Source organism: Stutzerimonas urumqiensis, assembly GCF_003640395.1.
GTDB classification, from domain to species: Bacteria; Pseudomonadota; Gammaproteobacteria; order Pseudomonadales; family Pseudomonadaceae; genus Stutzerimonas; species Stutzerimonas urumqiensis.
Window position 1 is genome coordinate 402788 of the sequence record NZ_RBZQ01000002.1, and the last position, 25589, is coordinate 428376.

The 25589-nt window shown below is 66.6% G+C and carries 24 protein-coding genes; 8 read left to right on the forward strand and 16 right to left on the reverse strand.

Annotated elements, in window-relative coordinates:
* Nucleotides 1-8: 8 nt before the first annotated feature.
* Nucleotides 9-1394 (reverse strand): sigma-54 interaction domain-containing protein, encoded by a 1386-nt coding sequence (locus D7325_RS05285; protein WP_120994483.1) that lies wholly within the window; start codon nt 1392-1394, stop codon nt 9-11.
* A 453-nt stretch (nt 1395-1847) separates the two neighbouring features.
* On the opposite strand from D7325_RS05285, the gene D7325_RS05290 reads away from it, so the two are divergent.
* The 7 genes from D7325_RS05290 to D7325_RS05320 all read left to right on the forward strand — a co-directional run bounded on the left by D7325_RS05290 (nt 1848) and on the right by D7325_RS05320 (nt 9538).
* Nucleotides 1848-2687 carry a FliM/FliN family flagellar motor switch protein gene (locus tag D7325_RS05290; RefSeq protein ID WP_120994484.1) on the forward strand — a complete coding sequence of 280 codons (840 nt, stop codon included), beginning with the start codon at nt 1848-1850 and terminating at the stop codon, nt 2685-2687.
* Entirely contained in the window at nt 2684-3052 is a 369-nt protein-coding gene (fliN, locus tag D7325_RS05295) for a flagellar motor switch protein FliN (protein ID WP_120994485.1), read from the forward strand. Before D7325_RS05290 ends, fliN begins: the two co-directional genes overlap by 4 nt.
* Complete coding sequence (gene fliP, locus D7325_RS05300) at nt 3049-3804, forward strand: flagellar type III secretion system pore protein FliP (protein WP_120994486.1); 756 nt, start codon at nt 3049-3051, stop codon at nt 3802-3804. The genes fliN and fliP overlap by 4 nt, the downstream gene beginning before the upstream one ends.
* A 1436-nt stretch (nt 3805-5240) precedes the next feature.
* Nucleotides 5241-5513, forward strand: a complete 273-nt coding sequence (locus D7325_RS05305; RefSeq protein ID WP_120994487.1) for a flagellar biosynthetic protein FliQ — start codon at nt 5241-5243, stop codon at nt 5511-5513.
* A 20-nt stretch (nt 5514-5533) separates the two neighbouring features.
* Nucleotides 5534-6313 (forward strand): flagellar biosynthetic protein FliR, encoded by a 780-nt coding sequence (gene fliR / locus D7325_RS05310; RefSeq protein WP_425452263.1) that lies wholly within the window; start codon nt 5534-5536, stop codon nt 6311-6313.
* Nucleotides 6306-7439 carry a flagellar biosynthesis protein FlhB gene (gene flhB / locus D7325_RS05315; protein WP_120994489.1) on the forward strand — a complete coding sequence of 378 codons (1134 nt, stop codon included), beginning with the start codon at nt 6306-6308 and terminating at the stop codon, nt 7437-7439. Before fliR ends, flhB begins: the two co-directional genes overlap by 8 nt.
* Before the next feature lie 2 nt (nt 7440-7441).
* Complete coding sequence (locus D7325_RS05320) at nt 7442-9538, forward strand: flagellar biosynthesis protein FlhA (RefSeq protein WP_120994490.1); 2097 nt, start codon at nt 7442-7444, stop codon at nt 9536-9538.
* Between the two features lie 10 nt (nt 9539-9548).
* Here the strand turns inward: D7325_RS05320 and D7325_RS05325 are convergent, their stop codons facing one another.
* The 5 genes from D7325_RS05325 to D7325_RS05345 form a co-directional block, all read right to left on the reverse strand.
* Entirely contained in the window at nt 9549-9890 is a 342-nt protein-coding gene (locus D7325_RS05325) for a PilZ domain-containing protein (protein ID WP_120994491.1), read from the reverse strand.
* Between the two features lie 126 nt (nt 9891-10016).
* Complete coding sequence (locus D7325_RS05330) at nt 10017-10637, reverse strand: TPM domain-containing protein (RefSeq protein ID WP_120994492.1); 621 nt, start codon at nt 10635-10637, stop codon at nt 10017-10019.
* Nucleotides 10638-10652: 15 nt separating this feature from the next.
* Entirely contained in the window at nt 10653-11402 is a 750-nt protein-coding gene (locus D7325_RS05335) for a TPM domain-containing protein (RefSeq protein ID WP_120994493.1), read from the reverse strand.
* Entirely contained in the window at nt 11402-12007 is a 606-nt protein-coding gene (locus D7325_RS05340; protein WP_120994494.1) for a LemA family protein, read from the reverse strand. The genes D7325_RS05335 and D7325_RS05340 overlap by 1 nt, the downstream gene beginning before the upstream one ends.
* Before the next feature lie 128 nt (nt 12008-12135).
* On the reverse strand, nt 12136-13317 hold the full coding sequence (locus D7325_RS05345) for an acyl-CoA dehydrogenase (protein ID WP_120994495.1): 1182 nt from the start codon (nt 13315-13317) through the stop codon (nt 12136-12138).
* A gap of 219 nt (nt 13318-13536) precedes the next feature.
* Here D7325_RS05345 and D7325_RS05350 point away from each other — a divergent pair, with 219 nt between their 5' ends.
* Complete coding sequence (locus D7325_RS05350) at nt 13537-14442, forward strand: LysR family transcriptional regulator (RefSeq protein WP_120994496.1); 906 nt, start codon at nt 13537-13539, stop codon at nt 14440-14442.
* Nucleotides 14443-14499: 57 nt separating this feature from the next.
* On the opposite strand, the gene D7325_RS05355 is transcribed toward D7325_RS05350, so the two are convergent.
* From D7325_RS05355 to glcD, 10 genes are all read right to left on the reverse strand, one after another.
* Nucleotides 14500-14886: a helicase gene (locus D7325_RS05355; protein WP_120994497.1), complete on the reverse strand. Its 387-nt coding sequence runs from the start codon at nt 14884-14886 to the stop codon at nt 14500-14502.
* 101 nt (nt 14887-14987) lie between these two features.
* A complete protein-coding gene (locus D7325_RS05360; RefSeq protein ID WP_120994498.1) occupies nt 14988-15260 on the reverse strand; it encodes an HU family DNA-binding protein in 273 nt (90 codons plus the stop codon).
* Nucleotides 15261-15410: 150 nt separating this feature from the next.
* Entirely contained in the window at nt 15411-16598 is a 1188-nt protein-coding gene (locus D7325_RS05365; protein ID WP_120994499.1) for an NAD(P)/FAD-dependent oxidoreductase, read from the reverse strand.
* Nucleotides 16599-16657: 59 nt separating this feature from the next.
* The gene (locus tag D7325_RS05370; RefSeq protein ID WP_120994500.1) at nt 16658-16825 is read right to left on the reverse strand and encodes a rubredoxin; all 168 of its coding nucleotides are present in this window, start codon (nt 16823-16825) and stop codon (nt 16658-16660) included.
* A 113-nt stretch (nt 16826-16938) separates the two neighbouring features.
* Complete coding sequence (locus tag D7325_RS05375) at nt 16939-18648, reverse strand: L-lactate permease (protein ID WP_120994501.1); 1710 nt, start codon at nt 18646-18648, stop codon at nt 16939-16941.
* A 200-nt stretch (nt 18649-18848) separates the two neighbouring features.
* Nucleotides 18849-21029 carry a malate synthase G gene (locus D7325_RS05380; protein ID WP_120994502.1) on the reverse strand — a complete coding sequence of 727 codons (2181 nt, stop codon included), beginning with the start codon at nt 21027-21029 and terminating at the stop codon, nt 18849-18851.
* Between the two features lie 17 nt (nt 21030-21046).
* Nucleotides 21047-21448 (reverse strand): heme-binding protein, encoded by a 402-nt coding sequence (locus D7325_RS05385; RefSeq protein WP_120994503.1) that lies wholly within the window; start codon nt 21446-21448, stop codon nt 21047-21049.
* Nucleotides 21449-21719: 271 nt separating this feature from the next.
* Nucleotides 21720-22937 carry a glycolate oxidase subunit GlcF gene (gene glcF, locus D7325_RS05390; protein ID WP_120994504.1) on the reverse strand — a complete coding sequence of 406 codons (1218 nt, stop codon included), beginning with the start codon at nt 22935-22937 and terminating at the stop codon, nt 21720-21722.
* Between the two features lie 13 nt (nt 22938-22950).
* Nucleotides 22951-24009 carry a glycolate oxidase subunit GlcE gene (glcE, locus tag D7325_RS05395; protein WP_120994505.1) on the reverse strand — a complete coding sequence of 353 codons (1059 nt, stop codon included), beginning with the start codon at nt 24007-24009 and terminating at the stop codon, nt 22951-22953.
* Nucleotides 24009-25508, reverse strand: coding sequence for a glycolate oxidase subunit GlcD (gene glcD / locus D7325_RS05400; protein WP_120994506.1), 1500 nt, complete (start codon nt 25506-25508; stop codon nt 24009-24011). The genes glcE and glcD overlap by 1 nt, the downstream gene beginning before the upstream one ends.
* Between the last annotated feature and the right edge of the window lie 81 nt (nt 25509-25589).

Consider the following 25589-nt stretch of genomic DNA (forward strand, 5'->3'; position numbering starts at 1 on the left):
CCTCGTGATCAGAAATCGACCTGCACGCCCTGCTCGCGCATGGCATTCAGGCGATAGCGCAGCGCGCGCGGCGTCATGCCGAGGCTGGCTGCGGCTTTGGCCTTGTGGCCGTCGAAGCGGCGGATGGTGTCGAGCACATGCTGGTACTCGGCCCACTTGCCGCTGGCCTTGAGCGCCGCCTTGCCGGTCTCGGCGAACAGCACGACCGGTCGCTCGGTCACCGGCTGGACCTCGACCGGCACCTCGAAGCCGAGGTCCTGCGGCTGGATGTACAAACCGTTGCGCAGCACCAGCGCGCGCTGGATGCAGTTCTCCAGCTCACGGGCGTTGCCCGGCCAGTCGTGCTGCAACAGTGCGCGGCAGGCGGCGTCGGTCAGCAGCTCGCGGCCGGCGTCCTGCGGCGCGTACTGGCGGATGAAGCGGCGGGCCAGCGGCAGCACGTCTTCCTGCCGCTCGCGCAGCGGGCTGATGTGCAGCGGCAGCACGTCGAGGCGGAACATCAGGTCGGCGCGGAAGCGTCCTTCGGCCACTTCCTTCGACAGGTCGCGGTTGGTGGCGGCGATGATGCGCACGTCCAGCTCGATCTCGCGGCGAGCGCCCAGGCGCTCCACCCGCTGCTCCTGCAATACCCGCAGCAGCTTGGCTTGCAGGCCCAGCGGCAGCTCGCCGATCTCGTCGAGCAGCAGCGTGCCGCCGTTGGCCAGCTCGAACTTGCCCGGCTGCGCCGTAACCGCGCCAGTGAAGGCGCCGCGCTCATGGCCGAACAGGATCGACTCGAGCATCTGCTCCGGGATCGCCGCGCAGTTCACCGCAATGAAGGGAGCGTCGGGGCTCGCCGAGAAGCGATGGATGTAGCGCGCCATCAGCTCCTTGCCGGTGCCGGTTTCGCCGGTGATGAGGATCGGCGCGCGGGTCAGTGCGACGCGCTGGGCCATCGCCAGCAACCGCCGCCCGGCCTGCGACGACGACACGAAACTTTCTTCGGCGCCGTTGGCATGTTCCTGACGACGCAACAGCGCAACCAGTTGCGAGGCGCTGAAAGGCGACAACAAGTAATCGACGCAGCCAAGTTCCAGCAGCGCCGCCGCTTGTTGTTGATCGGCATATTCGACGATCGGAATGACATTGACATGCGGCGCGCGGCGAACAATGGCGCCGACCTGCGCCAACATGCTTTCGGCCGACAAACTTCCGATGAAGACGAACACCAGCGACGCACGCTCGAGTGCAACTTCCGACAATCCATCGGTGTTATCGAACAGCGTTACGCCGGCATTGTTTTCATGCAGGCCATCCAGCAGGAGTTGATAACTGGGCTGTTGCGGTCCGCCGACCACGACGAACTGCTTGCGCGCCGTCAGCGAGTCCAACGACTCATCGCTGACAAACTTCATGGCGTGACTGGCACTTCTCACTGGGACCACCCTTGCGTGCGGCAAATCGAATGTCATGGATCGACGCCGTTTCGCGAAACTTGAAAAAAATGTTTAAGCGCAGCGGAACTAGCGTCGCTCTTACGAGACCAAGGCCGGAACCTGTTGCCGATCCGCTGCGCCATAGCCGAATCGATGGCGCGCACGCTACAAGCTGCCGCCACCCCCGCCCAATCAGATGCGCTTAGCCGGTCTCAGAAAGCATCAGGCCGCGTCAGCGAGCGCTTTTGATATCTATTGATTTAATCAGCGCCCCCTCCCTGCCTATCCTCCGCCCCTGCAAGCGACCCGTCCCTTCGACGCTGCGCCTGCCGAGCGGCACGACCGCCGCCGAGTCGGCGACCCGTTCGCCGAAGCATCCATCCGGCTCGCCCGCGAGCGGTTTCCCTATCCCGGTTTATTACGGTTCACCGCATGTCTGGTCATTCGAAAGTCCGTCATGACGTGCCCGCCGACAGCCTGACTGTGTTGAAACCGCAGAAGCTGGGGCGGCACTACCACCGCATTCCTCATTACATAAAGGATGTGACGCTCAAGCACCCAAGGCTGGTGAGCGATTACTTCCTGCGCAACTTCCGCATCAATATCGAATTGCTGCGCGTCGATGTTCAGGAACAGGTGCTCAATGGCCCGGCGTGCATCTACCGATCCGAACTCGGCAAGATCGGCTTTGCCATCGATCGCGCCTTATTGTCCGAAGCGCTGGAATGTTATTACGGCGGCATGGGTGTGCCCGGCCGGGAAACGTCCGCGGTCACCACATCGGAACAACGGATACGCGAGCGCCTTGGCGTGGATATCAGCCAGATATTCGGCCGCTCATTGCTGGGCGGTGAAAGTCTTGGGCCGCTCGAGAAGTACGAGAACGACTACGAAGTCACCGAATGGGAATACGTAGCGGAGTTCGAATACAACAGCCATATCACCGGCAACCGCTCGTCGATCTTCATTTATATCGATACGCAACTGGCCGATGAACTCACCAGCCGCCTCGCCGGGCCCGTCCAGCCATCGCTGCCGGGCAACCCGATCGATGGCATCAAGCACCTGCCGGTGCGCCTCGATTGCGTGGTCGCGGCGGCGCAGATGCCGCTGTCACAGGTGCTGGCGCTGGCCCCGGACGATGTCCTGCTGATGCGCCCGCTGGACCGCTACGAGATCCGCGTCGCCGGGCAGCGGCTTTACCGCGGCACCGTCTTCGAAGAGGACGGCGCCCTGTTTCTCACTTCCCTTGAAAGCGTGAAGACCCCATGAACGGCGATCTGTCCGACAACGAGTTCGAGAACCTGCTGAACGAAGGCGACCTGCGCCTCGAGGCCGAAGCCGCCCCGGCGCCGGCTCCCGTGGCCGCCCAGCCGGCCCGCCCGGACCTGGCCTTCTTCGGCAAGATTCCGGTCAACGTGACCCTGGAAGTGGCCTCGGTGGAGGTCACCCTCAAGGAGCTGATGGACGTCGAGCCGTCGAGCGTCATCGTGCTCGACAAGCTGGCCGGCGAGCCGCTGGACGTGAAGGTCAACGGCGCCCTGTTCGCCAAGGCCGAGGTGGTGGTGATGAACGGCAACTACGGCCTGCGCATCATCGAACTCTCCGGCACCGGCCTGGATGCGCTGACGCGATGAAACCGACGCGTCTGCTCGGCCTGCTGCTGCTCGTGCTCGCCAGCGGCTTCCCGCTGCTGGCGCAGGCCGCCGGCGGTGAAATCACCCTGTTCGAGCTGCACGACACCGAAGACGGCCAGGCCTTCTCGGTCAAGCTGCAGATCCTCATCCTCATGACGCTGCTCGGCTTTCTGCCGGCCATGCTGATGATGATGACCTGCTTCACCCGCTTCATCATCGTGCTGGCCATCCTGCGCCAGGCGATCGGCCTGCAGCAGAGCCCGCCCAACCAGGTGCTGATCGGCATTGCGCTGGTCATCACGCTGCTGGTCATGCGGCCGGTCTGGCAGGAGATCTACAGCGAGGCCTTCGAGCCCTTCCAGAACGACGCCATCACGCTCGAACAGGCGCTCGGCGAAGCCAAGCAGAGCCTGTCCGGCTTCATGCTGGCGCAGACCAACAAGACCTCGCTGGAAACCATGGTCGCCCTGGCCGACGAGGAAATGCCCGAAGACCTCGCCGACCTCGACTTCTCGCTGCTGCTACCGGCGTTCGTGCTGAGCGAGCTGAAGACCGCCTTCCAGCTGGGCTTCATGATTTTCGTGCCGTTCCTGGTCGTCGACCTGGTGGTCGCCAGCGTGCTCATGGCGATGGGCATGATGATGCTGTCGCCGATGATGATCTCGCTGCCGTTCAAGCTGATGATCTTCGTGCTGGTCGATGGCTGGGCGTTGCTGGTGGGTACGCTGACGACCAGCGTGCAGCCGTTCTAGGTGGCGGCGATGCAGACGGTTTGCTCGGCTCGCGCCGCTCGCTTCGGCGCTTTCCCGTCCTGTAGGAGCGAGCTCGCTCGCGAAGGCTTTGGCGCGGCGGTGCATGAGGCTGCCTGCGTAGGAGCCGGCTTGCGGGCGATGCTTTTGATTCGGGCTCGTGGGCTTCCGGGGCGCGTTGGCAACGCGGCGCTTTCCTCGGCTCGCGCGACAGGTCGTGGTCGGGCATCCGCTTCTGTAGGAGCCAGCTTGCTGGCGATGTTTTTGATTCTGGCTCGTGGGCTTCTGGGGCGTGTTGGCAGCGTGGCACTTTCCTCGGCTCGGGCGACAGGTCGTGGTGGTCGGGCATCCGCTTCTGTAGGAGCCGGCTTGCTGGCGATACTTTTGATTCTGGCTCGTGGGCTTCTGGGGCGCGTTGGCAACGCGGCGCTTTCCTCGGCTCGGGCGACAGGCCGTGGCCGGGCATCCGCTTCTGTAGGAGCCAGCTTGCTGGCGATGCTTTTGATTCTGGCTCGTGGGCTTTTGGGGCGCGTTGGCAGCGTGGCGCTTTCCTTGGCTCGGGCGACAGGTTGCGCCTTGCACGGCGCCTTACTTTTTTCAGTCGCGAAAAAAGTAAGCAAAAACGCTTGCCCCTCCATCCGGGTCAGGCCGCTGCGCGACCTGACTTCCCTCGCTGCAAGGGGCGTTTGGCATTGCTTGTTGGTCCGCGGAAAAAGCACAAAGAGCTCTTTTTTCAATAGCGGTCTTTCGGGCGACTCGGACCTATTCCCCTTCAGGAGGCCGAGCATAGGCCTTGCGCAGGGGGACGCGAGGCATGGACGCCGAGCGAGGAACGATGGGACAGGGACGTCCCATCGTGACGACCCCCGGAGCGGCGCCGGAGCGAGGGGAGTCAGGTCGCTCGGCGACCTGACCCGGATGCTGGGGTGCGCTTTCTTTTGCTTACTTTTCTTTGCGCAAACAAAGAAAAGTAAGGCGCCGTGCAAGGCGCAACCTGTAGCCCGTCCCGAGGAAAGCGCGGCGCTCTCACTTCCGAGCAGAGAGCCAGAGGCTTCGCGAGCAAGCTCGCTCCTACAGGACCCGTGCACCGCGCAGCCGGCAAACGCCCAGAGCATCGCCGGCAAGCCGGCTCCTACAGAAGCTGACGCCCGGCCACGGCCTGTAGCTCGTCCCGAGGAAAGCGCGGCGCTTTCGCTCCCGAGCAGAGAGCCGCAGGCTTCGCGAGCAAGCTCGCTCCTACAGGACCCGTGCACCGCACAGCCGGCAAACGCCCAGAGCATCGCCGGCAAGCCGGCTCCTACAGGGGCAGCGTCAGGCCTTGCCGAGCCACGGGCTTCGCGAGCAGCCGCGCACCTGCAGACACCCCGACAGCCGGTTGCCCGGCCATTCCCCCAACCCCAAGGAGCGGGCCACCCGGCCCATCCGAGCGAGCGTGCCCCATGCTGACGCCCGAGACCGCGGTCGACGTGGTCGCCAACGCCGTCCACATCATCGTCATCGTCGTCAGCGTGCTGGTCGTCCCGAGCCTGATCGGCGGCCTGCTGGTCAGCATTTTCCAGGCGGCCACGCAGATCAACGAACAGATGCTGAGCTTCCTGCCGCGCCTGCTGATCACGCTCGGCATGCTGGTATTCGCCGGTCACTGGATCCTCGGCACGCTGAGCGACCTGTTCATCGAAACCTTCCGGCAGGCAGGCCGGCTGGTCGGTTAGCCATGAATGACGATGCGCTGATGACGGTCGGGCAGTACCTCAACGGGCTGCTCGCCTACTGGTGGCCGTTCTGCCGGATCATGGCGGTGTTCGCCTTCGCGCCCCTGTTCAACAACAAGACGATTCCGCTGCGCGTGCGGGTCGTGCTGGCGCTGGCGATCACCGTGGTGCTGTCGTCCGCGCTGCCGACGCCGCCGACCATCGACCCGCTGTCGGCGCTGGGCCTGCTGACCGCCTTCGAGCAGATCGCCATGGGCCTGCTGCTGGGCGTGTCGCTGGCGCTGGTGTTCACCGTATTCACGCTGGTCGGCGACATCGTCTCGACGCAGCTCGGCCTGTCGATGGCGGTCTACAACGACCCGGCCAACGGCGTGTCGTCGTCATCGATCATCTACCAGCTCTATTTCATCCTGCTGGTGTTCCTGTTTCTGGCCGTCGACGGGCATCTGGTGACGATCAGCATCCTGTACCAGAGCTTCGTCTATTGGCCGATCGGCAGCGGCGTGCACTGGGACGGCCTGCAAACGCTGGTGCAGGCGCTCGCCTGGGTGATTTCGGCGGCGCTGCTGATCGCGTTGCCGATGGTGTTCTGCATGACGCTGGTGCAGTTCTGCTTCGGCCTGCTCAACCGCATTTCGCCGGCGATGAACCTCTTTTCGCTGGGTTTTCCCATGGCGATCCTGGCCGGACTGGTGCTGATCCTGGTGACGCTGCCCAACCTGTCCGAAGGCTACCTGCACCTGACGCGCGAGCTGTTGGGCAACATCGGGCGCATGCTCACGGAGGGTCGCCGTGTCTGAGCAGAGCAGCACCCAGGACAAGACGGAAGAAGCCTCCCAGCACAAGCTCAAGAAGAGCCGCGAGGACGGCCAGGTCGCGCGTTCCAAGGACGTCGCCACCACCGTCTCGCTGCTCGTCACGCTGCTGGCGCTCAAGTGGAGCGGCGGCTGGTTCTATGCCGGGCTGGAGCAGAGCTTCACTTACGCCTTCGTCAACTTCGGCCACAGCGAGATCGGGCTGGACGACCTCAAACTGGTGCTGCTGCACAACCTGTTCGTACTCATCGCGGTGCTGTTGCCGCTGCTGATCACGCCGCTGCTGGTGGTGGCGTTCGGCCTGGTGCCGGGTGGCTGGGTGTTCTCCTCGAAGAACTTCGCGCCGAAATTCTCCAAGCTCAACCCGATCACCGGACTGGGCCGCATGTTCGGCGCGCAGAACTGGGCCGAGCTGGGCAAGTCGCTGCTCAAGATCGCCGTGCTGCTGGGCATCGCCACCTGGCAGCTCTACTACGCCGCGCCGCGGCTGATGGCGCTGCAACGCACCGACATCTACACCGCCATCGGCAGCGCCTTCTCGCTGACCTTCGATCTCGCCATCGCGCTGCTGCTGGTGTTCCTGCTGTTCGCGCTGATCGACGTGCCGCTGCAACGGTTTTTCTTCCTCAAGAAGATGCGCATGACCAAGCAGGAGCGCAAGGAAGAGCACAAGAACCAGGAAGGCCGCCCCGAAGTGAAGGCGCGCATCCGCCAGGTGCAGCGGCAGATGGCGCAGCGGCAGATCAACCGCGTGATCAAGACCGCCGACGTGGTGGTGGTCAACCCGGTGCACTTCGCCGTGGCGATCCGTTACGACCGCAAGAAGGCCGACGCGCCCTACGTGATCGCCAAGGGCGTCGACGAGATGGCGCTGTACATCCGCAAGATGGCCGCCGCCCACTCGCTGGAGGTGGTCGAAGCGCCGCCGCTGGCCCGTGCCATCTACTTCACCACCCAGGTCAACCAGCAGATCCCGGCGCAGCTCTACACCGCCGTGGCGCACGTGCTGACCTACATCCTGCAATTGAAAGCCTGGAAGCAGGGCCGGCGTGCCAAGCCGTCCCTGCCCGACACGCTGCCCATCCCTGACGACCTGTTGAAACGAGCCTGATCATGAACCTCCTGCACTCGCTCATGCCCACCCTGCGCAGCGGACGGATCGGGATTCCGATCCTGATCCTATCGCTGCTGGCGATGATCATCCTGCCGCTGCCGCCGCAGATGCTGGACATCCTGTTCACCTTCAACATCGCCATGGCGGTGCTGGTGCTGCTGGTCAGCGTGTCGTCGAAGAGTCCGCTGGATTTCTCGCTGTTCCCGACGGTCATCCTGATCACCACGCTGCTGCGCCTGGGCCTGAACGTCGCCTCCACGCGAGTGGTGCTGCTCGACGGCCACAGCGGCACGGGCGCGGCGGGCAAGGTGATCGAGGCCTTCGGCGAGGTGGTGATCGGCGGCAACTTCATCGTCGGCCTGGTGGTGTTCGTCATCCTGATGATCATCAACTTCATCGTGATCACCAAGGGTGGCGAGCGGATCTCCGAGGTGACCGCACGCTTCACCCTCGACGCGCTGCCGGGCAAGCAGATGGCGATCGACGCCGACCTGAACGCCGGGCTGATCAACCAGGACGAAGCCAAGGCGCGCCGCCAGGAAGTGTCGAAGGAGGCCGACTTCTACGGTGCGATGGACGGCGCCTCGAAGTTCGTCCGCGGCGACGCCATCGCCGGCATCCTGATCCTGCTGATCAACCTGTTCGGTGGCTTCGCCATCGGCGTGTTCGTGCATGGCCTGCCGGCCGCCGACGCCTTCCGCCAGTACGCCCTGCTGACCATCGGCGATGGCCTGGTCGCGCAGATCCCCGCGCTGCTGCTGGCGACCGCTGCGGCGATCATCGTCACCCGCATCAACGAAGCCACCGAGATCACCGACCAGGTCCAGCGCCAGTTGCTGGCCTCACCCTCGACCCTCTACACCGTGGCCGGCATCCTGGCGATCCTCGGCATCGTGCCGGGCATGCCGCACCTGGCCTTCCTCGGTTTCGCCGCGCTGGTCGGGTTCATCGCCTGGCGCGTCTCGAAACGGGCGCCGATCGCCGCCGCGGCCGACCTGAAGGAAATCCAGGCGCTGGGCGAGGCGATGGACCAGGAGAAGGCCAAGACCCTGGCCTGGGACGACATCCCGCTGGTCGAGCGGCTGTCCATCTCGCTTGGCTACAAGCTGGTCGGGCTGGTCAACGAAGCCTCCGGCGCGCCGCTGCCCCAGCGGGTTCGCGGGGTCCGGCAGACGCTCTCCGAGCAGCTCGGCTTCCTGCTGCCGGAAGTGCAGATCCGCGACAGCCTGCGGCTGAAGGCGTCGCAGTACGACATCTACATCAACGGCGAGAAGATCGACGGCGCGGAAATCCACGCCGACCGGCTGATGGCCATCCCCTCGCCGGAGCTCTACGGCGAGATCGACGGCATCCTCGGCCATGACCCGGCCTACCGCATGCAGGTGGTGTGGATTCAGCCGGCGGACAAATCGCGCGCGCTGAACCTCGGCTATCAGGTGATCGACTGCGCCAGCGTGGTCGCCACGCACCTGAACAAGGTGGTGCGCGAGTACCTGCCCGAGCTGTTCAAGCACGACGACGTCGAGCACCTGATGAAGCGCCTGTCGGTGCAGGCGCCGAAGCTCGCCGAAAGCCTCAGGGGCCAGCTCAGCTACACCCAGCAGTTGCGGGTCTATCGCCAGCTGTTGCAGGAGGAAGTGCCGCTGCGCGACATCGAAACCATCGCCAGCACGCTGCTCGAAAGCAGCGAATCGACCAAGGACCCGGTCCTGCTGGCCTCGGACGTGCGCTTCGCCCTGCGTCGCAGCATCGTCTCGGCGATTGCCGGCGACCGCCGCGAACTGGGCGTCTTCACGCTGGAAAACAACCTGGAAAACACCCTGCTCAACGCACTGGCGATCGCCCAGCAGGCCGGCCCGGTGAGCCTCGACAACATCCCGGTCGAGCCGAGCCTGCTCAACCAGTTGCAGCAGATCATGCCGGTGGTGAAGGAAAAGCTGCGCAAGGACGGCCACCCGCCGATCCTCGCCGTGATGCCGCAGCTGCGACCGCTGCTGGCGCGTTATGCCCGCGTGTTCAGCCCCGGCCTGCACGTGCTGTCGCAGAACGAGATTCCCGACCGCGTCGGCGTGAACATTCTCGGCACCCTGGGCTGAGCCCGGCCGATCACCAGGCCCCTTGCCGGCGCTTGAGCAGGCCCTGCACCAGCAGGGAGAACTCGGGCGCCGGGCGGTCCAGCGAGAAGCCCATCTCGAAGCTGCCGCGCCGACTGTCGCGCCGCGACCACTGGCAGATCACCGTGACCGGCACGTCCGCCACCCGCTCGCCGTGCTCGGGCACGTGCAGCGTGATCTCGTAGCAGCCGCCGACCACCAGTGGCTCGCTCGCCACCATTCGCAGGCCGCCCAGCGACAGGTCGCCGACATAGCCCATGTCGTCGCCGCTCAGGCGGTTGGTCACGCGGATGGAAGAGATGTAGCGGTAGGAAACCCGTCTGTGCTGGCGCATGTCCGCTCCCGTGCGGTGAAGCCCGCCCGGCGCCGGCCTTTGCAGGCGGCGCATGGCGGTTGCGTTGTGGTGCACGGAAGAGGCGACCGCCGTGGCCTCGGACTTAAACGCCGGCGGCCGGGTCTGTCAGTCGAGCACCACCAATCGGTTGGGCAGTTCGTCGCGGGCATGGGTGGCCGGCACCTTGTCGTGCAGCACCGCGCCGCAGGCATCGATGCAGACGAGGAAGCCCTCGAGCACCTGCCCCTGCCGAACGTGGTCGGTGAAGGTGTCGACGATGCCCTGCCATACCTGGTTGTCGACACGGCTCGAAATGCCGCGGTCGACCAGAATCTCGACATAGCGCTCGGCTTCGGAGACGAAGATCAGCACGCCGGTGTCGCCGTCGGTGTGGTGCAGGTTCTGCTCGACGAACTGCCGACGCGCCAGGTTGCACGCCCGCCAGTGACGCACACCGCGTGGCACCAACCGCGTGGTCAGCGACGGGATGCGGAACAGCAGCGCGAGGACGATGAACAGGCCCCATTGCAGCATCATCAGCGTCCCGGCGCCCAGCCAGCCGTCGCCGAACAGCAGGAGTACGCCGGGCACAACCAGCGCGATCAGGCTCGCCCACAGCAGCGGGATGTAGTGATAGTCGTCGGCCTGGGCCGCCAGCACGGTCACCAGCTCGGCATCGGTGCCGCGCTCGATCCGGGCGATGGCCTCGGCGACCTGTCGTTGCTCGGCTTCTGTCAAAAGCGTCATGCGTGTCCTCTCGATTCACCAGCCACCGGAAGCGCCTCCGCCACCGAAACCACCGCCACCGCCGCCGAAGCCGCCACCGCCAAAGCCGCCACCGCCGCCGCGGCCCATGCCGCCGAGCAACGCGCCGGCGAGCACGGCGCGCCCCATGCCCCCTCGGCGTCCGCGTCGGCCGCCGACCAGAAACATCACCACCAGCATCAGGAAAAAGAACAGCACCGGCAGCCCGCCCTCAGGCGAGCCGTGCATCGGCAATGGCTGCGTGGCCGAAGTGGGTGCCGTCAGCGGATCGCCGCCCAGCACCTGCACCATCGCGGCGGCGCCCTCGAGAATGCCGCGCTCGAACGCACCCTGCCGGAACGCGGGGACCATGATCCGGTTGATGATCAGCGACGACTCGGCGTCGGTCAGCCGGCCTTCCAGCCCATAGCCGACCTCGATGCGGATGCGCCGCTCGTCGCGTGCCACGACCAGCAGCGCGCCGGTGTCCTTGCCCTTCTCGCCGATGCCCCACTGGCGACCGAGCTGCAGCCCGACCTCCTCGATCGTCCGGCCTTGCAGATCGGGCAGCGTGACGACCACGACCTGCTCGCCACTGGCGTCCTCATGCCCGGCCAGCATCCGGGTCAGCCGCGCCTCGGCGACTGGGTCGAGCATCTCGGCGCGGTCGACCACGCGACCGGTCAGCGGTGGGGCCTGGAAATCCTGCGCCACCGCCGTACCGACCCAGGCCAGCAGGACGAGCAACGCGAGCGTGAGCGGCTTCATCAGAACTTCACTTGCGGCGCCTGCTCGGCGTTCTCGGTGGTGGCCTCGAAGTTCTCCCGCAGCGGCAGGTCGTCATACAGCACGCTGTGCCAGATGCGCCCCGGGAAGGTGCGAATCTCGGTGTTGTAGCGCTCGACCGCCTGGATGAAATCGCGGCGCGCGACCGCGATGCGATTCTCGGTGCCTTCGAGTTGCGACTGGAGGGCCAGGAAGTTCTGGTTCGATTTCAGGTCCGGGTAGCGTTCGGCGACCGCCATCAGCCGGCTCAGGGCGCCAGTGAGCTGCGCCTGCACCGCCTGGAATTGTTGAATCTTTTCCGGATCGTCGAGGGTGCTGGCGTCGACCTGGATGGAGGTCGCCTTGGCACGCGCCTCGATCACCTCGGTGAGCGTCTCGCGCTCCTGCTCGGCGTAACCCTTGACCGTCTCCACCAGGTTGGGAATCAGGTCCGCGCGGCGCTGGTACTGGTTCTCGACCTGCGCCCAGGCTGACTTCACCTGCTCGTCGAGTTCGGGAATGGTGTTCACGCCGCAGCCAGCCAGCAGCCACGACAGACACAGCACGACAGCCACGCGCCAGGTCGATCGGTAGTTCGCAAGGTCCATGTTCAGCTCGTCCGCCAAGTGTTCGGTAACACCCTTGGGAAAACGAGGCACAGAGAAGGTTCAGGGAGGAAGGGTGCCGGAGCCCGAAGCGGAAACCCCCGGTTCCGCTTCGGGATGCAGCGCGGCTATCAGAAAAACGCCTGGATGCCCGTCTGCGCCCGTCCGAGGATCAGCGCGTGAACGTCATGCGTGCCTTCGTAGGTGTTCACGACTTCCAGATTGACCAGATGCCGCGCGACCCCGAACTCGTCGCTGATGCCGTTGCCGCCCATCATGTCGCGGGCCATGCGGGCGATGTCGAGGGCCTTGCCGCAGCTGTTGCGCTTCATGATCGAGGTGATTTCCACCGCGGCGGTGCCTTCGTCCTTCATCCGCCCCAGGCGCAGGCAGCCCTGCAAGGCCAGGGTGATCTCGGTCTGCATGTCGGCGAGCTTCTTCTGAATCAGCTGGTTAGCGGCCAGCGGGCGACCGAACTGCTTGCGATCGAGCGTGTACTGGCGCGCGGTATGCCAGCAGAACTCGGCGGCGCCCAGCGCGCCCCAGCTGATGCCGTAGCGGGCCGAGTTGAGGCAGGTGAAGGGACCTTTGAGGCCACGCACGTCGGGGAAGGCGTTCTCCTCGGGGCAGAACACGTTGTCCATGACGATCTCGCCGGTGATCGAGGCGCGCAGCCCGACCTTGCCGTGGATCGCCGGCGCGGACAGTCCTTCCCAGCCCTTTTCCAGCACGAAGCCGCGGATGGCGCCCTCGTCGTCCTTGGCCCACACCACGAAGACGTCGGCGATGGGGCTGTTGGTGATCCACATCTTGGCGCCGGACAGGCGGTAGCCGCCGTCGACCTTCTTCGCCCGGGTGACCATCGAGCCGGGGTCGGAGCCGTGATCGGGTTCGGTCAGGCCGAAGCAGCCGATGTATTCGCCGCTGGCGAGCTTGGGCAGGTACTTCTGCTTGGTCGCCTCGCTGCCGAATTCGTTGATCGGCACCATGACCAGCGACGATTGCACGCTCATCATCGAGCGGTAGCCCGAGTCGATGCGTTCGACCTCGCGGGCGATCAGGCCGTAGCACACGTAGTTCAGGCCACTGCCGCCGTATTCGGTAGGGATGGTCGCGCCGAGCAGGCCGGTCTCGCCCATCTCGCGGAAGATCGCCGGGTCGGTCCTTTCGTGGCGGAAGGCCTCGAGCACGCGCGGCGCCAGCTTGTCGGCGGCGAACTGCCGGGCGCTGGCCTGCACCATGCGTTCTTCTTCGGTGAGCTGCTGGTCGAGCAGCAGCGGGTCTTCCCAGTTGAAACGTGCATTACCGGCCATGCGCAATCCTCGAAAGCGTGGGTTTCTGCTCGCGGGCGCCACGCGAGCTGCGGTTGCCACCGCCCGCACACGCGCCCCCGCACGAGCGGGAATGACCGGATGCTAGGTCGATCGCCACCGCCTGACAAACGAGGATTCAGCACCGACCTGTGCGTATCCTGCACTTCGACGTAAGCTTGCCGACCCACTTGCGACATTTCCTGTGAGGGTCTCGCATACATGCGCCGCAAGATACCCAGCACCGCCGCCCTGATCGCGTTCGAAGCCGCCGCCCGCCACCAGAGCTTCACCCGCGCCGCCGAGGAACTGTCGCTGACCCAGAGCGCCATCTGCCGGCAGATCGGCGGACTGGAGGATTTTCTCGGCCTGGCCCTGTTTCGCCGTTCTCGGCGTGGCGTCCAGCTCACCGAGGCCGGCCAGTCCTATGCGCGCCGGATCGCCAGCCAGCTCGATGCGGTCGAGCGCGACACGCTGTCCGTGATGGGCCAGCAGGGCGCGACCAGCCTGGAGCTGGCCGTGGTGCCGACGTTCGGCACCCAGTGGCTGCTGCCGCGGCTGCGCCACTTCCAGGCCCGGCAGCCGCAGATCACGGTCAACCTCACCAACCGGACCCGCCCCTTCCTGTTCGCCGACACGGACTTCGACGCCGCCCTTTATTTCGGCGATGCCGACTGGTCCGGTACCGAGGCGCACTTTCTGATGCACGAGGACCTGCAACCGGTGTGCAGTCCCGCCCTGCTGGACGGCGCCGGCCAGCTCGACCTCGACACCCTGGCGCGCTTGCCGCTGTTGCAGCAGACCACCCGGCCCTATGCCTGGCGCCAGTGGTTCGACTCGCTCGGCCTGAAGGTCGCGCGCGACATGACCGGCCCGCGGCTGGAGCTGTTCTCCATGCTCGCGCAGGCCGCCGAGCATGGCATGGGCGTGGCGTTGATTCCGCCGTTCCTGATCCAGCGCGAACTGGCCGACGGCCGGCTGGTGCCGGCGCACCCCCATGTGTACCGCAGCGGGACGCGTGGCTATTACCTGATGATCCCCGAGCGCAAGGTGGAGTCGGCGGGGCTGATCGCGTTCAAGGATTGGTTGAAGGACGAGGCCGCGCTGTGGCGGCGCGAGCAGGGATGAGGCGTACCGCCGTGGGCGCGAGGGTCGCGACCCGGTTTCGGCGGCCGGTGCGGCGGTTCAGGCCGCCGCGGATTTTTTCTTCTTCGGCTTGAGGTAGCGCGTCAGGCCCTGGAACCAGATCACCAGCGCCGGGTTGCCCTGGATCTGGATGTCCTTGTTCTGGATGCCCTGCATGAACGCCAGCTGCTTGTTGCCGGCGGTCAGGGTCTCGTAGGCGTAGGCGCCGTCGCGAAAGCCGATGGCGAATGCCGGTGACGCGGCCTTGCCGCCGCGGCTGCTGACGCGTTCGTCCTTGACGATGAAATGGCGCGCCACCTTGCCGTCGAGCGTGTGCAACTGGAACACCAGGTCGCGGCCTTCGAGCTGCTTGCGAAATTCGGGGTTGCTACGGCTGACCCGGGCCATGCGCCAAGCCATGATCCACAGGAGAAGGCGGAATTTCATCGGGGGTGTCTCGGAGGTAAAACGCGATTCTAGCGGGCGTGCGGCGGGGTTGTATCGGCTTCGAGACCACCCGGAGCCCAAGGCTCCGGGTGACTGGACGGTCAGTTGATCGCGTCGCGCAACGACTTCCCCGGCTTGAACGCCACGGTGTTGCTGGCCTTGATCGTCACCGGCTCGCCGGTCTGCGGGTTCTTGCCCGTTCGTGCACCGCGGTGGCGCTGCATGAAGGTGCCGAAGCCGACCAGCGTGACGCTGTCCTTGCGGTTCAGGGCGTTGGTGATTTCATCGAGCAGTGCGTTGAGCACGCGGTTGGCCTGGTCCTTGGAAAGATCGGCCTTTTCGGCGATCGCCGCGGCGAGTTCCGGTTTGCGCATTGGTAACCTCGTTCAGGTGTTTTTGTTGTTGTGTCCTGGCTGCCGCGAAGACAGCCGGAGGGCCCTGCGACAGCTCTAGGCTGGGGCAGACAGTGGCGAGGATGGCACGCCGCCGCTACCTGCGCCAGTCCCGGCCGGGACCTGAATGCGTCAAGGCGACGGCTTGAACGACAGAACGTGCGGCAGTTCCGCCAGAACCGGCGGCAACAGCTTGTTCAGTGCCAGCCGTTCCTGCACCGCCGCGCCGGTCAACGCATAGCCCAGCAGCTTGCCGTCGGCGTCATGGCAGAGCGCCTTGATGTCGGGCGCCACGCCTTCGACGGTCCAGCGCCCGTCATGCCCGGCCGGCGGCGGCGAGACCACCAGCGGGCAGGCGGGCGTCTTCACCGTGACCGGCATCGGCCCGTAGCTGACGGCCGTCGGGGTCCCGGTGAGGGTGCGAGCCAGGGCGCGGACGCCGGCCATCAGCGGCATGACGTAGAGCAGGTTGATGCCGTCGACCTCGGCGCAGTCGCCGAGCGCGTAGACATGCGGTGCGGTGGTGCGCAGCTGGCGGTCGACGACGATGCCGCGCGCCGTCTCGAGCCCGGCGGCTTCGGCCAGTTCGGTGCGCGGACGCAGGCCGACGGCGCTGACCACCAGGTCGCAGGCCAGCGTGCGTCCGTTCGACAGGGTCGCGACCAGCGCATCGCCGGCCCGGTCGAGTCGCTCGACGATCGGCCCGAGGTGGAAGCGTGCACCCAGCGCCTCGAGGCCCTGCTGCACCGCGCGGGCGGGCTCCGGCGGCAGCAGGCCCGGCATGATCTGCGCGCAGGGCGCGACCAGGTCGACCTCATAGCCGCCCTGCAACAGGTCGTTGGCGAATTCGCAGCCGATCAGCCCGGCGCCCAGGATCAGCACCCGGCGCTGGCCGTGCGCGGCCTGGCGGAAGCGGTCGTAGTCGAGCAGGTCATTGATCGGGAAGACGCGATCGCTGGCATCGCCCTCGAGCGGCACGCGCAACGTCTGCGCGCCCCAGGCGATCACCAGGTCGCGGTAGTCGAGCGGTTCATTGCCGATCCACACCCGGCGGTTGGCCGGATCGAGCCGGGTGATGCGGGTGTGGGTGCGAATCTCGGCGTTGAGCTGCTCGGCCATCTTGCCGGCGCTGGACATCGCCAGGCGCTCGACGTCGAGGTTCTTGCCGAAGCCGGTGGACAGCATCGGCTTGGAATAGGAGCGGCCATCGTCGGCGGTGACGATGACCAGCGGGGTGTCGGTATCGAGCTTGCGCCACTCGCGCGCAAGGTTGTAGCCGGCCAGGCCGGTGCCGATGATGACCAGGGGAGCTTGTTTCATGACGGGCCTCGTGGCGATCGGTGAAACGGCGCTGGCCAGGTGGCGCCGCGCCGGGCGGATCAGGCGATTTCGATCATCTCGAAATCCATCTTGCCGACGCCGCAATCGGGGCAGACCCAGTCCTCGGGCACGTCTTCCCAGCGGGTACCGGGCGCGATGCCGTCGTCCGGCCAGCCCTGCGCTTCGTCGTAGATCCAGCCACAGACTACGCATTGCCACTTCTTCATCGGTCAGTCCTCGTATTCGATTGCGCCGGGCACGCTATCGCAAAAGCGCCCGGTTCGCCAAACCACAAACGACACGGGCGGCACTAGGCCGCCCGTTTCGTGGTTCAGGTTGATCAACGCACCACGGGCGCGCCCACCAGCGGGTCGCCCAGACCCAGCACGTAGAACCCGATCATGCCGATGGTGCCGGCCATGATGAGGTAGTACAGGGTCGGCAGCATGGTCTTGCGCAGGGTCACGCCTTCACGCCCCAGCAGACCGACGGTCGCCGAGGCGGCCACGACGTTATGGATGGCGATCATGTTGCCCGCCGCCGCACCGACCGACTGCAAGGCCACCATCAGCGCGCCGGAGATGCCCAGCAGGCCGGCCGTGTTGAACTGGAACTGCGACAGCATCAGGTTCGACACGGTGTTGGAACCGGCGATGAACGCACCCAGCGCACCCACGGCCGGGGCGAAGAACGGATACACCGCGCCCACGCTGTCAGCCACCAGCTGCGCCATCGCGACCGGCATGGAGACGAGGTCCGACTGGTTGACGCCCGAGTTGATGAGAATCCGCACCATCGGGATGGTGAAGATCAGCACGAAGCCGGCGCCCAGCAGCGTCTTGCTCGACTCGGAGATCGCGGCGCCCAGCTCGCTCGCCTTCATCCGATGCAGGAAGAAGGTGATGATCACCACGAACACCAGGATGCCGCCCGGAAGATACAGCGGCTCCAGCGCACCGGAGACCCCGGTTTCGCCGAGGATGTTCGTCCAGCCATAGGACACCGCCAGCAGCGTCGCCTTGAGCTCGGGGAACACGCGCGACATCACCAGGAAGATCGCCAGCAGCAGGTACGGCGCCCAGGCCATCGGCACGGAGATCGGCGTCTTGCCGGCGACGTCCTCGATCTTCATCTCGATCTTGCCCATCCACTCGGCGGGCCATTCGCTGGCCGGGGCGAAGTCCCAGGTCTCCTTCGGCAGCAGGAAGCCCGCCTTGGCGGCCGGCACGACGATGGCCAGGCCGACCAGCGCACCGATCATCGAGGGGAACTCCGGCCCGAGGAAGACGCCCGCCAGCGCATAGGGAATGACGAAGCACAGCGCGGTGAAGATGGCGAACGGTGCCATCACCAGGCCTTCTTTCCAGGAGCGGTTGCGCCCGAAGTAGCGCGTCAGGATGCACAGCATGAACAGCGGCATGAGGATGCCGCACAGTGCATGGATGATCGCGACGCGCGAGTAGATCAGGTGGAACAGCGTCGGCCAGTCACTGCCAACCGCCGTGAGCTGCTCGCTCAGGCCGGTCTTGTCCAGGCCGCCGGCGACGCCGACCAGGATCGGCGTGCCGACCGCACCGAAGGAGACCGGCGTGGACTGCACCATCATGCCCATGACGACCGCGGCCAGCGCCGGGAAGCCGAGTGCGACCATCAGCGGCGCGGCCACCGCGGCCGGCGTGCCGAAGCCCGAAGCCCCCTCGATGAAGCAGCCGAACAGCCAGGCGACGATCAGCGTCTGAACGCGCTTGTCGGGACTGATCCCGGAGAAGCCCCGGCGAATCGCGGCGATGCCGCCAGAATGCTTGAGCGTGTTGAGCAGCAGGATGGCGCCGAAGATGATCCAGAGGATCGCGGCGGTGAGGATGAGGCCCTGAAGGGTCGAGGCCAGGACCCGGTTGAAGGTCATGTCCCAGGCCCAGAGGCCGATGAAGGCGGTCAGGACGAACACCAGCGGCATGGCGTACTTGGCCGGCCAACGAAAGCCGATCAGTAACACCCCCGCCAGCACCAGCGGCACGAAGGCCAGGATCGAGAGCAGCGTTTGACTCATGTTGTTGGGTCCTTTTTCTTGTTGTGAACCACTTCTTCAACCGGTTGGCCGACGGACCGCCCGGTGCCCCGCATGGTCCCTTGCCGCAAGGCTCGGGTCCGGAAGCACCGACCGGATGCGCCAAACGGTCGGTGCCAATGCTCGAAAGCCCCGGCGCTTTACAAGCGACCGGGGCTGTTGTCATCGCCTCAGGCGGACCCTCATCCGACCTTGCGCTTGAACGTCTGCCGCCACTGGTGCAGCAGCGGCTCGGTGTAGCCACTGGGCTGTTCGCGGCCCTTGAACACCAGGTCGCACGCAGCCTGGAAGGCGGCCGAGCCCTGGTAGTCCTGGCTCATCGGCCGATATAGCGGATCGCCAGCATTCTGTTGATCGACGACCTTGGCCATTCGTTCCAATGTCTCGCGCACCTGCGCTTCGCTGACCACACCATGATGCAGCCAGTTGGCGATGTGCTGGCTGGAGATGCGCAGCGTCGCGCGGTCTTCCATCAGGCCGACGTCATGGATGTCCGGCACCTTGGAGCACCCGACGCCCTGCTCGACCCAGCGGACCACGTAACCGAGGATGCCCTGGCAGTTGTTGTCCAGCTCCTGCTGCTTCTCGGCGTCGCTCCAGCTCGGCTCGGCGACCACCGGGATGGTCAACAGGCCATTGAGCAGCGACTCGCGCTCGGCGGCCAGGTCGACCGTCTCCAGCTCGCTCTGCACAGCCTGGACGTCCACCTGGTGGTAGTGCAGCGCATGCAGCGTGGCGCCGGTCGGCGACGGCACCCAGGCGGTGTTGGCGCCGGATTTCGGGTGGCCGATCTTCTGCTCGAGCATGGCGGCCATCAGGTCGGGCATGGCCCACATGCCCTTGCCGATCTGCGCCTTGCCGCGCAGCCCGCAGGCGAGGCCGACCAGCACGTTGTTGCGCTCGTAGGCCTGAATCCAGGCGCTGCCCTTCATGTCGCCCTTGCGCAGCACCGGGCCGGCTTCCATGCAGCTGTGCATCTCGTCGCCGGTGCGGTCGAGGAAGCCGGTGTTGATGAAGGCCACGCGGTGCCTGGCCGCCGCGATGCAGGCCTTGAGGTTCACCGAGGTGCGGCGCTCCTCGTCCATGATGCCCATCTTCAGGGTGTAGCGCGGCATGCCGAGCAGGTCTTCGACGCGGCCGAACAGCTCGTCGGCGAAGGCGACTTCCGCCGGGCCGTGCATCTTCGGCTTGACGATGTAGACGCTGCCGGTGCGCGAATTGCCCTTGCGCTGCAGGTCGTGCTTGGCGATCAGGCTGGTGAACACGCCGTCGAGGATGCCCTCGGGGATCTCGCTGCCGTCTTCGAGCAGGATCGCCGGGTTGGTCATCAGGTGGCCGACGTTGCGGATGAACAACAGCGAGCGTCCGTGCAGCTTCAGCTCGCCGCCGGTTGGCGTGCGGTACTCGCGGTCCGCGTTCAGGCGCCGGGTCATCGGCCGGCCGCCCTTGTCGAAGGTCTCCTGCAGGTCGCCCTTCATCAGGCCGAGCCAGTTGCGGTAGACCAGCACCTTGTCCTCGGCATCCACCGCGGCGACCGAGTCCTCGCAGTCGAGGATGGTCGAGACCGCCGCTTCGACCAGCAGGTCCTTCACGCCGGCCGGGTCGGTCTGGCCGATCGGGCTGTTCGGGTCGATCTGGATCTCGATGTGCAGGCCGTTGTTCTTCAGCAGCACGGCCTTCGGCTCGACTGCCTCGCCCTGGTAACCGACGAACTTCTCGGGCTGGGCCAGGCCGGTGGTGCTGCCATTCTCCAGGGTCACCTGGAGCTGGCCGTCCTGGATGCGATAGGCCACCGAGTCGGCATGCGACCCTTGCGCCAGCGGCGCGGCCTGGTCGAGCACGTTGCGGGCGAAGGCGATGACCTTGGCCCCGCGCACCTCGTTGTAGCCCGGGCCCTTCTGCGCGCCGCCCTCCTCGCTGATGGCATCGGTGCCATAGAGCGCGTCGTACAGCGAGCCCCAGCGGGCGTTCGCGGCGTTCAGCGCGTAGCGGGCGTTCATTACCGGCACCACCAGCTGTGGGCCGGCCTGCTGGGCTATTTCGATATCGACATTCGCGGTTTCGGCCTGCACCTGGCCCGGGTCAGGCAGCAGGTAGCCGATCGACTCGAGAAAGCGGCGGTAGGCCGGCATGTCGTTGATCGGCCCACGGTGCTCGCGATGCCAGGCGTCCAGCTCGGTCTGCAGGCGGTCGCGCTCGGCGAGCAGCGCGCGGTTCTTCGGCGCCAGGTCATGCACCAGGGCGTCCAGGCCTTTCCAGAAGGCGGCGCCGTCGATGCCGGTGCCCGGCAGGGCTTCGTTTTCGATGAAGGCATGCAGGTTCTTGGCGACCTGCAGGCGGTGCAGCGTGATGCGTTCGGTCATAACGATTCTCCAGTCGGTCAGCTGAGGGCGGCAACGCCGGCCTTGGCGATCTGGGCATCCTGGGCCGCGGTGACGCCAGAGACCCCGACCGCACCGATCACCTGGCCGTCGACAATCACCGGCACGCCGCCCTCCAGCGCGGTGACGATGGGCGCAGAGACGAACGCCGTGCGGCCGCCGTTGACCATGTCCTCGTAGCCCTTGGTCTCGCGACGGCCGATGGCGGCGCTGCGGGCCTTCTCGGTGGCGATGTAGGCACCGATCGGGGCGCAGCCGTCGAGGCGCTCGAGCGCCAGCGGGTGGCCGCCGTCGTCGGAGACCACGATGGTCACGGCCCAGCCGTTGTTCTGCGCTTCGGCACGGGCGGCGGCCAGGATGCTGGCGACTTCGGTCTGGGTCAGTACGGCTTTGGTTTTCATCTTGGTCTCCTGTCTGGATCTTTAGGTTGTGCGTGAGCTGGCCTGGGCCGGCCCGGCGGGCATTCGCTGCGCGAGATGTCCGCCCTACGTCTTTCTCTGCCGGGTTGGCCGGTAGGGTGGGAACCGGCGCAGCCTTTCCCGCCGCTGGGCTGGCTCGCACCGATGGCGGTAGGAGCGAGCTTGCTCGCGAACCGGTTCGACGCCGAGGCGCAGCCCTTCGCGAGCGGGCTCGCTCCTACGATCGTCCTTGCAGGCGTGAGCGGAAGCAGGCTCACGCCATCGCCTCGTCGACGATCTCGATCCAGTGCCGCACCGGCGTGCGGTTGGCGCCGTCCAGGTGCGTCTGGCAGCCGATGTTGGCGGTGACGATGACCTCCGGGTTGCCGCTTTCCAGCGCGTTGAGCTTGTTGTCCCGCAGCTGCTTGGACAGCTCGGGCTGGGTGATCGAATAGCTGCCGGCCGAGCCGCAGCACAGGTGGGCATCGGGCACCGGCGTCAGGGTGAAGCCCAGGCGGGTCAGCACCGATTCGACCGCACCGCCGAGCTTCTGTGCGTGCTGCAGCGTGCAAGGGCAATGGAAGGCCATGCGCTTGTCGGTCTGGATGGCCAGCTTCTCGAGGTCCTGCTCGCGCAGAACTTCGACCAGGTCCTTGGCCAGCGCGCTCACGCGGCGGGCCTTCTCGGCGTACTGCGGGTCGCCGCGCAGCAGGTGGCCGTAATCCTTGACGAAGGCGCCGCAGCCGCTGGCCGTCTGCACGATGGCCTCGGCGCCGGCCTCGATGGCCGGCCACCAGGCGTCGATGTTGCGGCGGGCGCGGTCGAGCCCGGCGTCCTGGGCATTGAGGTGGTAGTCCACTGCGCCGCAGCAGCCCGCCTCGCGGGCCGGCGTGAGGCTGATGCCGAAGCGATCCAGCACCCGTGCAGTCGCCGCGTTGGTATTCGGCGACAGGCTCGGCTGCACGCAGCCTTCGAGGATCAGCACGTTGCGCGCATGCTGCACCTGCGGCCGAGGCCGTGCCGGAACGGCTTCGCGCGGCATATGCGACGTCAGGCTGTCAGGTAGCAGCGGGCGGAACGCATTGCCCGCGCGCAGCAGGGCCTTGAACAGCCCGGCGCGCGGGATCACGGTGCGCAGGCCGGCGCGCAGCAGGCGGTCGCGCGGCGAACGCGGCACCTGCTGCTCGATGAAGCCGCGGCCGATGTCGAGCAGGTTGTGGTAATCGACACCCGAGGGACAGGTCGTCTCGCAATTGCGGCAGCTCAGGCAGCGATCCAGGTGCATCTGGGTCGAGCCGCTGATCTCGCCGCCTTCGAGCGCCTGCTTCATCAGGTAGATGCGCCCGCGCGGACCGTCGAGTTCGTCGCCGACGATCTGGTAGGTCGGGCAGGTGGCGTTGCAGAAGCCGCAATGCACGCAGTTGCGCAGGATGCTTTCGGCCTCTTCGGCACGTGGCAGGCGCTTGGCGGCTTCACTCAGGTTCGTTTGCATCGGGTACTACCTCTTAGACCTCGGCGTACATCCGGCCGGGGTTGAAGATGCCGTGGGGGTCGAGCGCCGCCTTCAGCTGCCGGTGATAACGCAGCAGCGCCGCCGACAAGGGCTGGAAGGGGCTGTCGGTGGCGCCGGCGGTGAAGCAGGTGGCGCTGCCGCCCACTTCGCTGGCGATGGCGCGGATGGCGGTCGCTTCGGCGTCGGACTTCAGCCAGCGCTGTGCGCCGCCCCAGTCGATCAGCTGCTCGCCGGGCAGGGCCAGCGGCGGCGTGGCGTTCGGCAGCGACAGTCGCCACAGCGGGCGCGGGTCGCGGAAGAACGCCAGGCGCTGCTCATTCAGGTCGTCCCAGTAGCCGACGTCCAGCTCGTCGCCGCCGAAGCGGTCGCACGCCGCATTCACCGAGCCCTCGCCGCCTTCCAGGCGCAAGTGCAGCGCGCCGCCGTCGTAGCTGGCGGCACTGATCGGCACCGGCTGCTGGCCCCACTCGGCGAGGTTCTGCAGGGCGCGCTGGACGTCCATCTCGATCCTGAGGTTGCGGGTCAGGCGCGGCTTGGGCAGCACCTTGAGCGAGACCTCGGTGAGCACGCCGAGGCAGCCGAAGCTCGCCGCCATCAGGCGCGAAAGGTCGTAGCCGGCGACGTTCTTCATCACCTCGCCGCCGAAGCGCAGGTGCTTGCCCTCGCCGGTGATCGCCCGGCTGCCGAGCACGAAGTCGCGCACCGAGCCGCTCCAGGGGCGACGCGGCCCGGACAACCCGGCGGCGATCATCCCGCCGACGGTGGCGCCCTCACCGAGGCGCGGCGGCTCGCAGGGCAGCATCTGCCCGGCTTCGTCCAGCGCGCGGTCGAGTTCGAGCAGCGACGTGCCGGCACGCACGGTGATCACCAGCTCGGTCGGGTCATAGGTGACGATGCCGCGGTGGGCACGGGTGTCGAGCACACGCCCGTCCACCGGCCGCCCGAGGAAGGCCTTGCTGCCGCTGCCCTGGATGTTCAGCGGGGTCCTGTCGGCGATCGCCTGGTTGACCTGCGCGATCAGCTCGCCGCTGGCGTCGTAGGAAAAAGCCATCAGAAGCGCTCCAGTTCGGGGAAGGGCAACTGGCCGCCGTGCACGTGCATGCCGCCGAATTCGGCGCAGCGGTGCAGCGTCGGGATGTTCTTGCCGGGGTTGAGCAGGCCGGTGGGGTCGAACGCCGCCTTGACCGCATGGAAGGTGGTCAGCTCGTCGGCGTTGAACTGCGCGCACATCTGGTTGATCTTCTCGCGCCCGACGCCGTGCTCGCCGGTGATCGAGCCGCCGACTTTCACGCACAGCTCGAGGATCTTGCCGCCCAGCGCCTCGGCGCGCTCCAGCTCGCCCTCGGTGTTGGCATCGAAGAGGATCAGCGGGTGCATGTTGCCGTCGCCGGCGTGGAAGACGTTGGCCACGCGCAGGCCGTATTCGGCGGACAGGTCGGCGATACCCTTGAGCACGCCCGGCAGCTCGCGCCGCGGGATGGTGCCGTCCATGCAGTAGTAGTCCGGCGAAATCCGCCCGACCGCCGGGAAGGCGTTCTTGCGTCCGGCCCAGAACTTGATGCGCTCGGCCTCGTCCTTCGCCAGCCGCACCTCGGTGGCGCCGGCCGCGTCCAGCACCTGGCGCACACGCTCGACGTCGTCGCGGACGTCGGCTTCGACGCCGTCCAGCTCGCACAGCAGGATGGCCTCGGCCTCGACCGGGTAGCCGGCACGGATGAAGTCTTCGGCGGCGCGGATGGCCAGGTTGTCCATCATCTCCAGCCCGCCGGGGATGATGCCCGCGGCGATGATGTCGCCGACCGCGCGACCGGCCTTCTCCACCGAATCGAAGCTCGCCAGCAGCACCTTGGCCACCTGCGGCTTGGGCAGCAGCTTGACGGTCACCTCGGTGACGATGCCGAGCATGCCTTCGGAGCCGGTAAAGAGCGCCAGCAGGTCGAAGCCCGGCGCATCCAGGGCATCACTGCCGAGCGTCATCCGCTCGCCTTCGACGGTGAGAATCTCGACCTTGAGCAGGTTGTGCACGGTCAGGCCGTACTTGAGGCAGTGCACGCCGCCGGCGTTCTCGGCCACGTTGCCGCCGATCGAACAGGCGATCTGCGAGGACGGGTCCGGCGCGTAATACAGCTCGAACGGCGCGGCGGCCTGGGAAATCGCCAGGTTGCGTACGCCGGGCTGCACCCGGGCGTAGCGGCCCTGCGGGTTGACTTCGAGAATCTTGTTGAAGCGCGCCATGCCGAGCAGCACGCCCTGCTCAAGCGGCAGCGCACCGCCGGAGAGCCCTGTGCCTGCACCACGCGCCACCACCGGCACGCCACGGCGATGGCAGAGCTTGAGGATCGCCTCGACCTGCTCGACCCGCTCGGGCAGCACCACCAGCATTGGCGTGGTGCGGTAGGCGGACAGGCCGTCGCACTCGTAGGGGCGAAGGTCCTCGGTGCGGTGAAGGATCTCCAGGTCCGGCAGCTCGCGTTGCAGCTCGGCCAGCAGATCAGCCTTGTCGACCTTGGGCAGGGCCCCGTCGACGCGCTCGTCGTAGAGGATGTTCATGGCAGTTCAGGCGCTCATCGGTTTGTCTCACAGCCATCAGCCGACTGCGGTGTTATGACGCATCTTTAGCCAAGGCCCTTC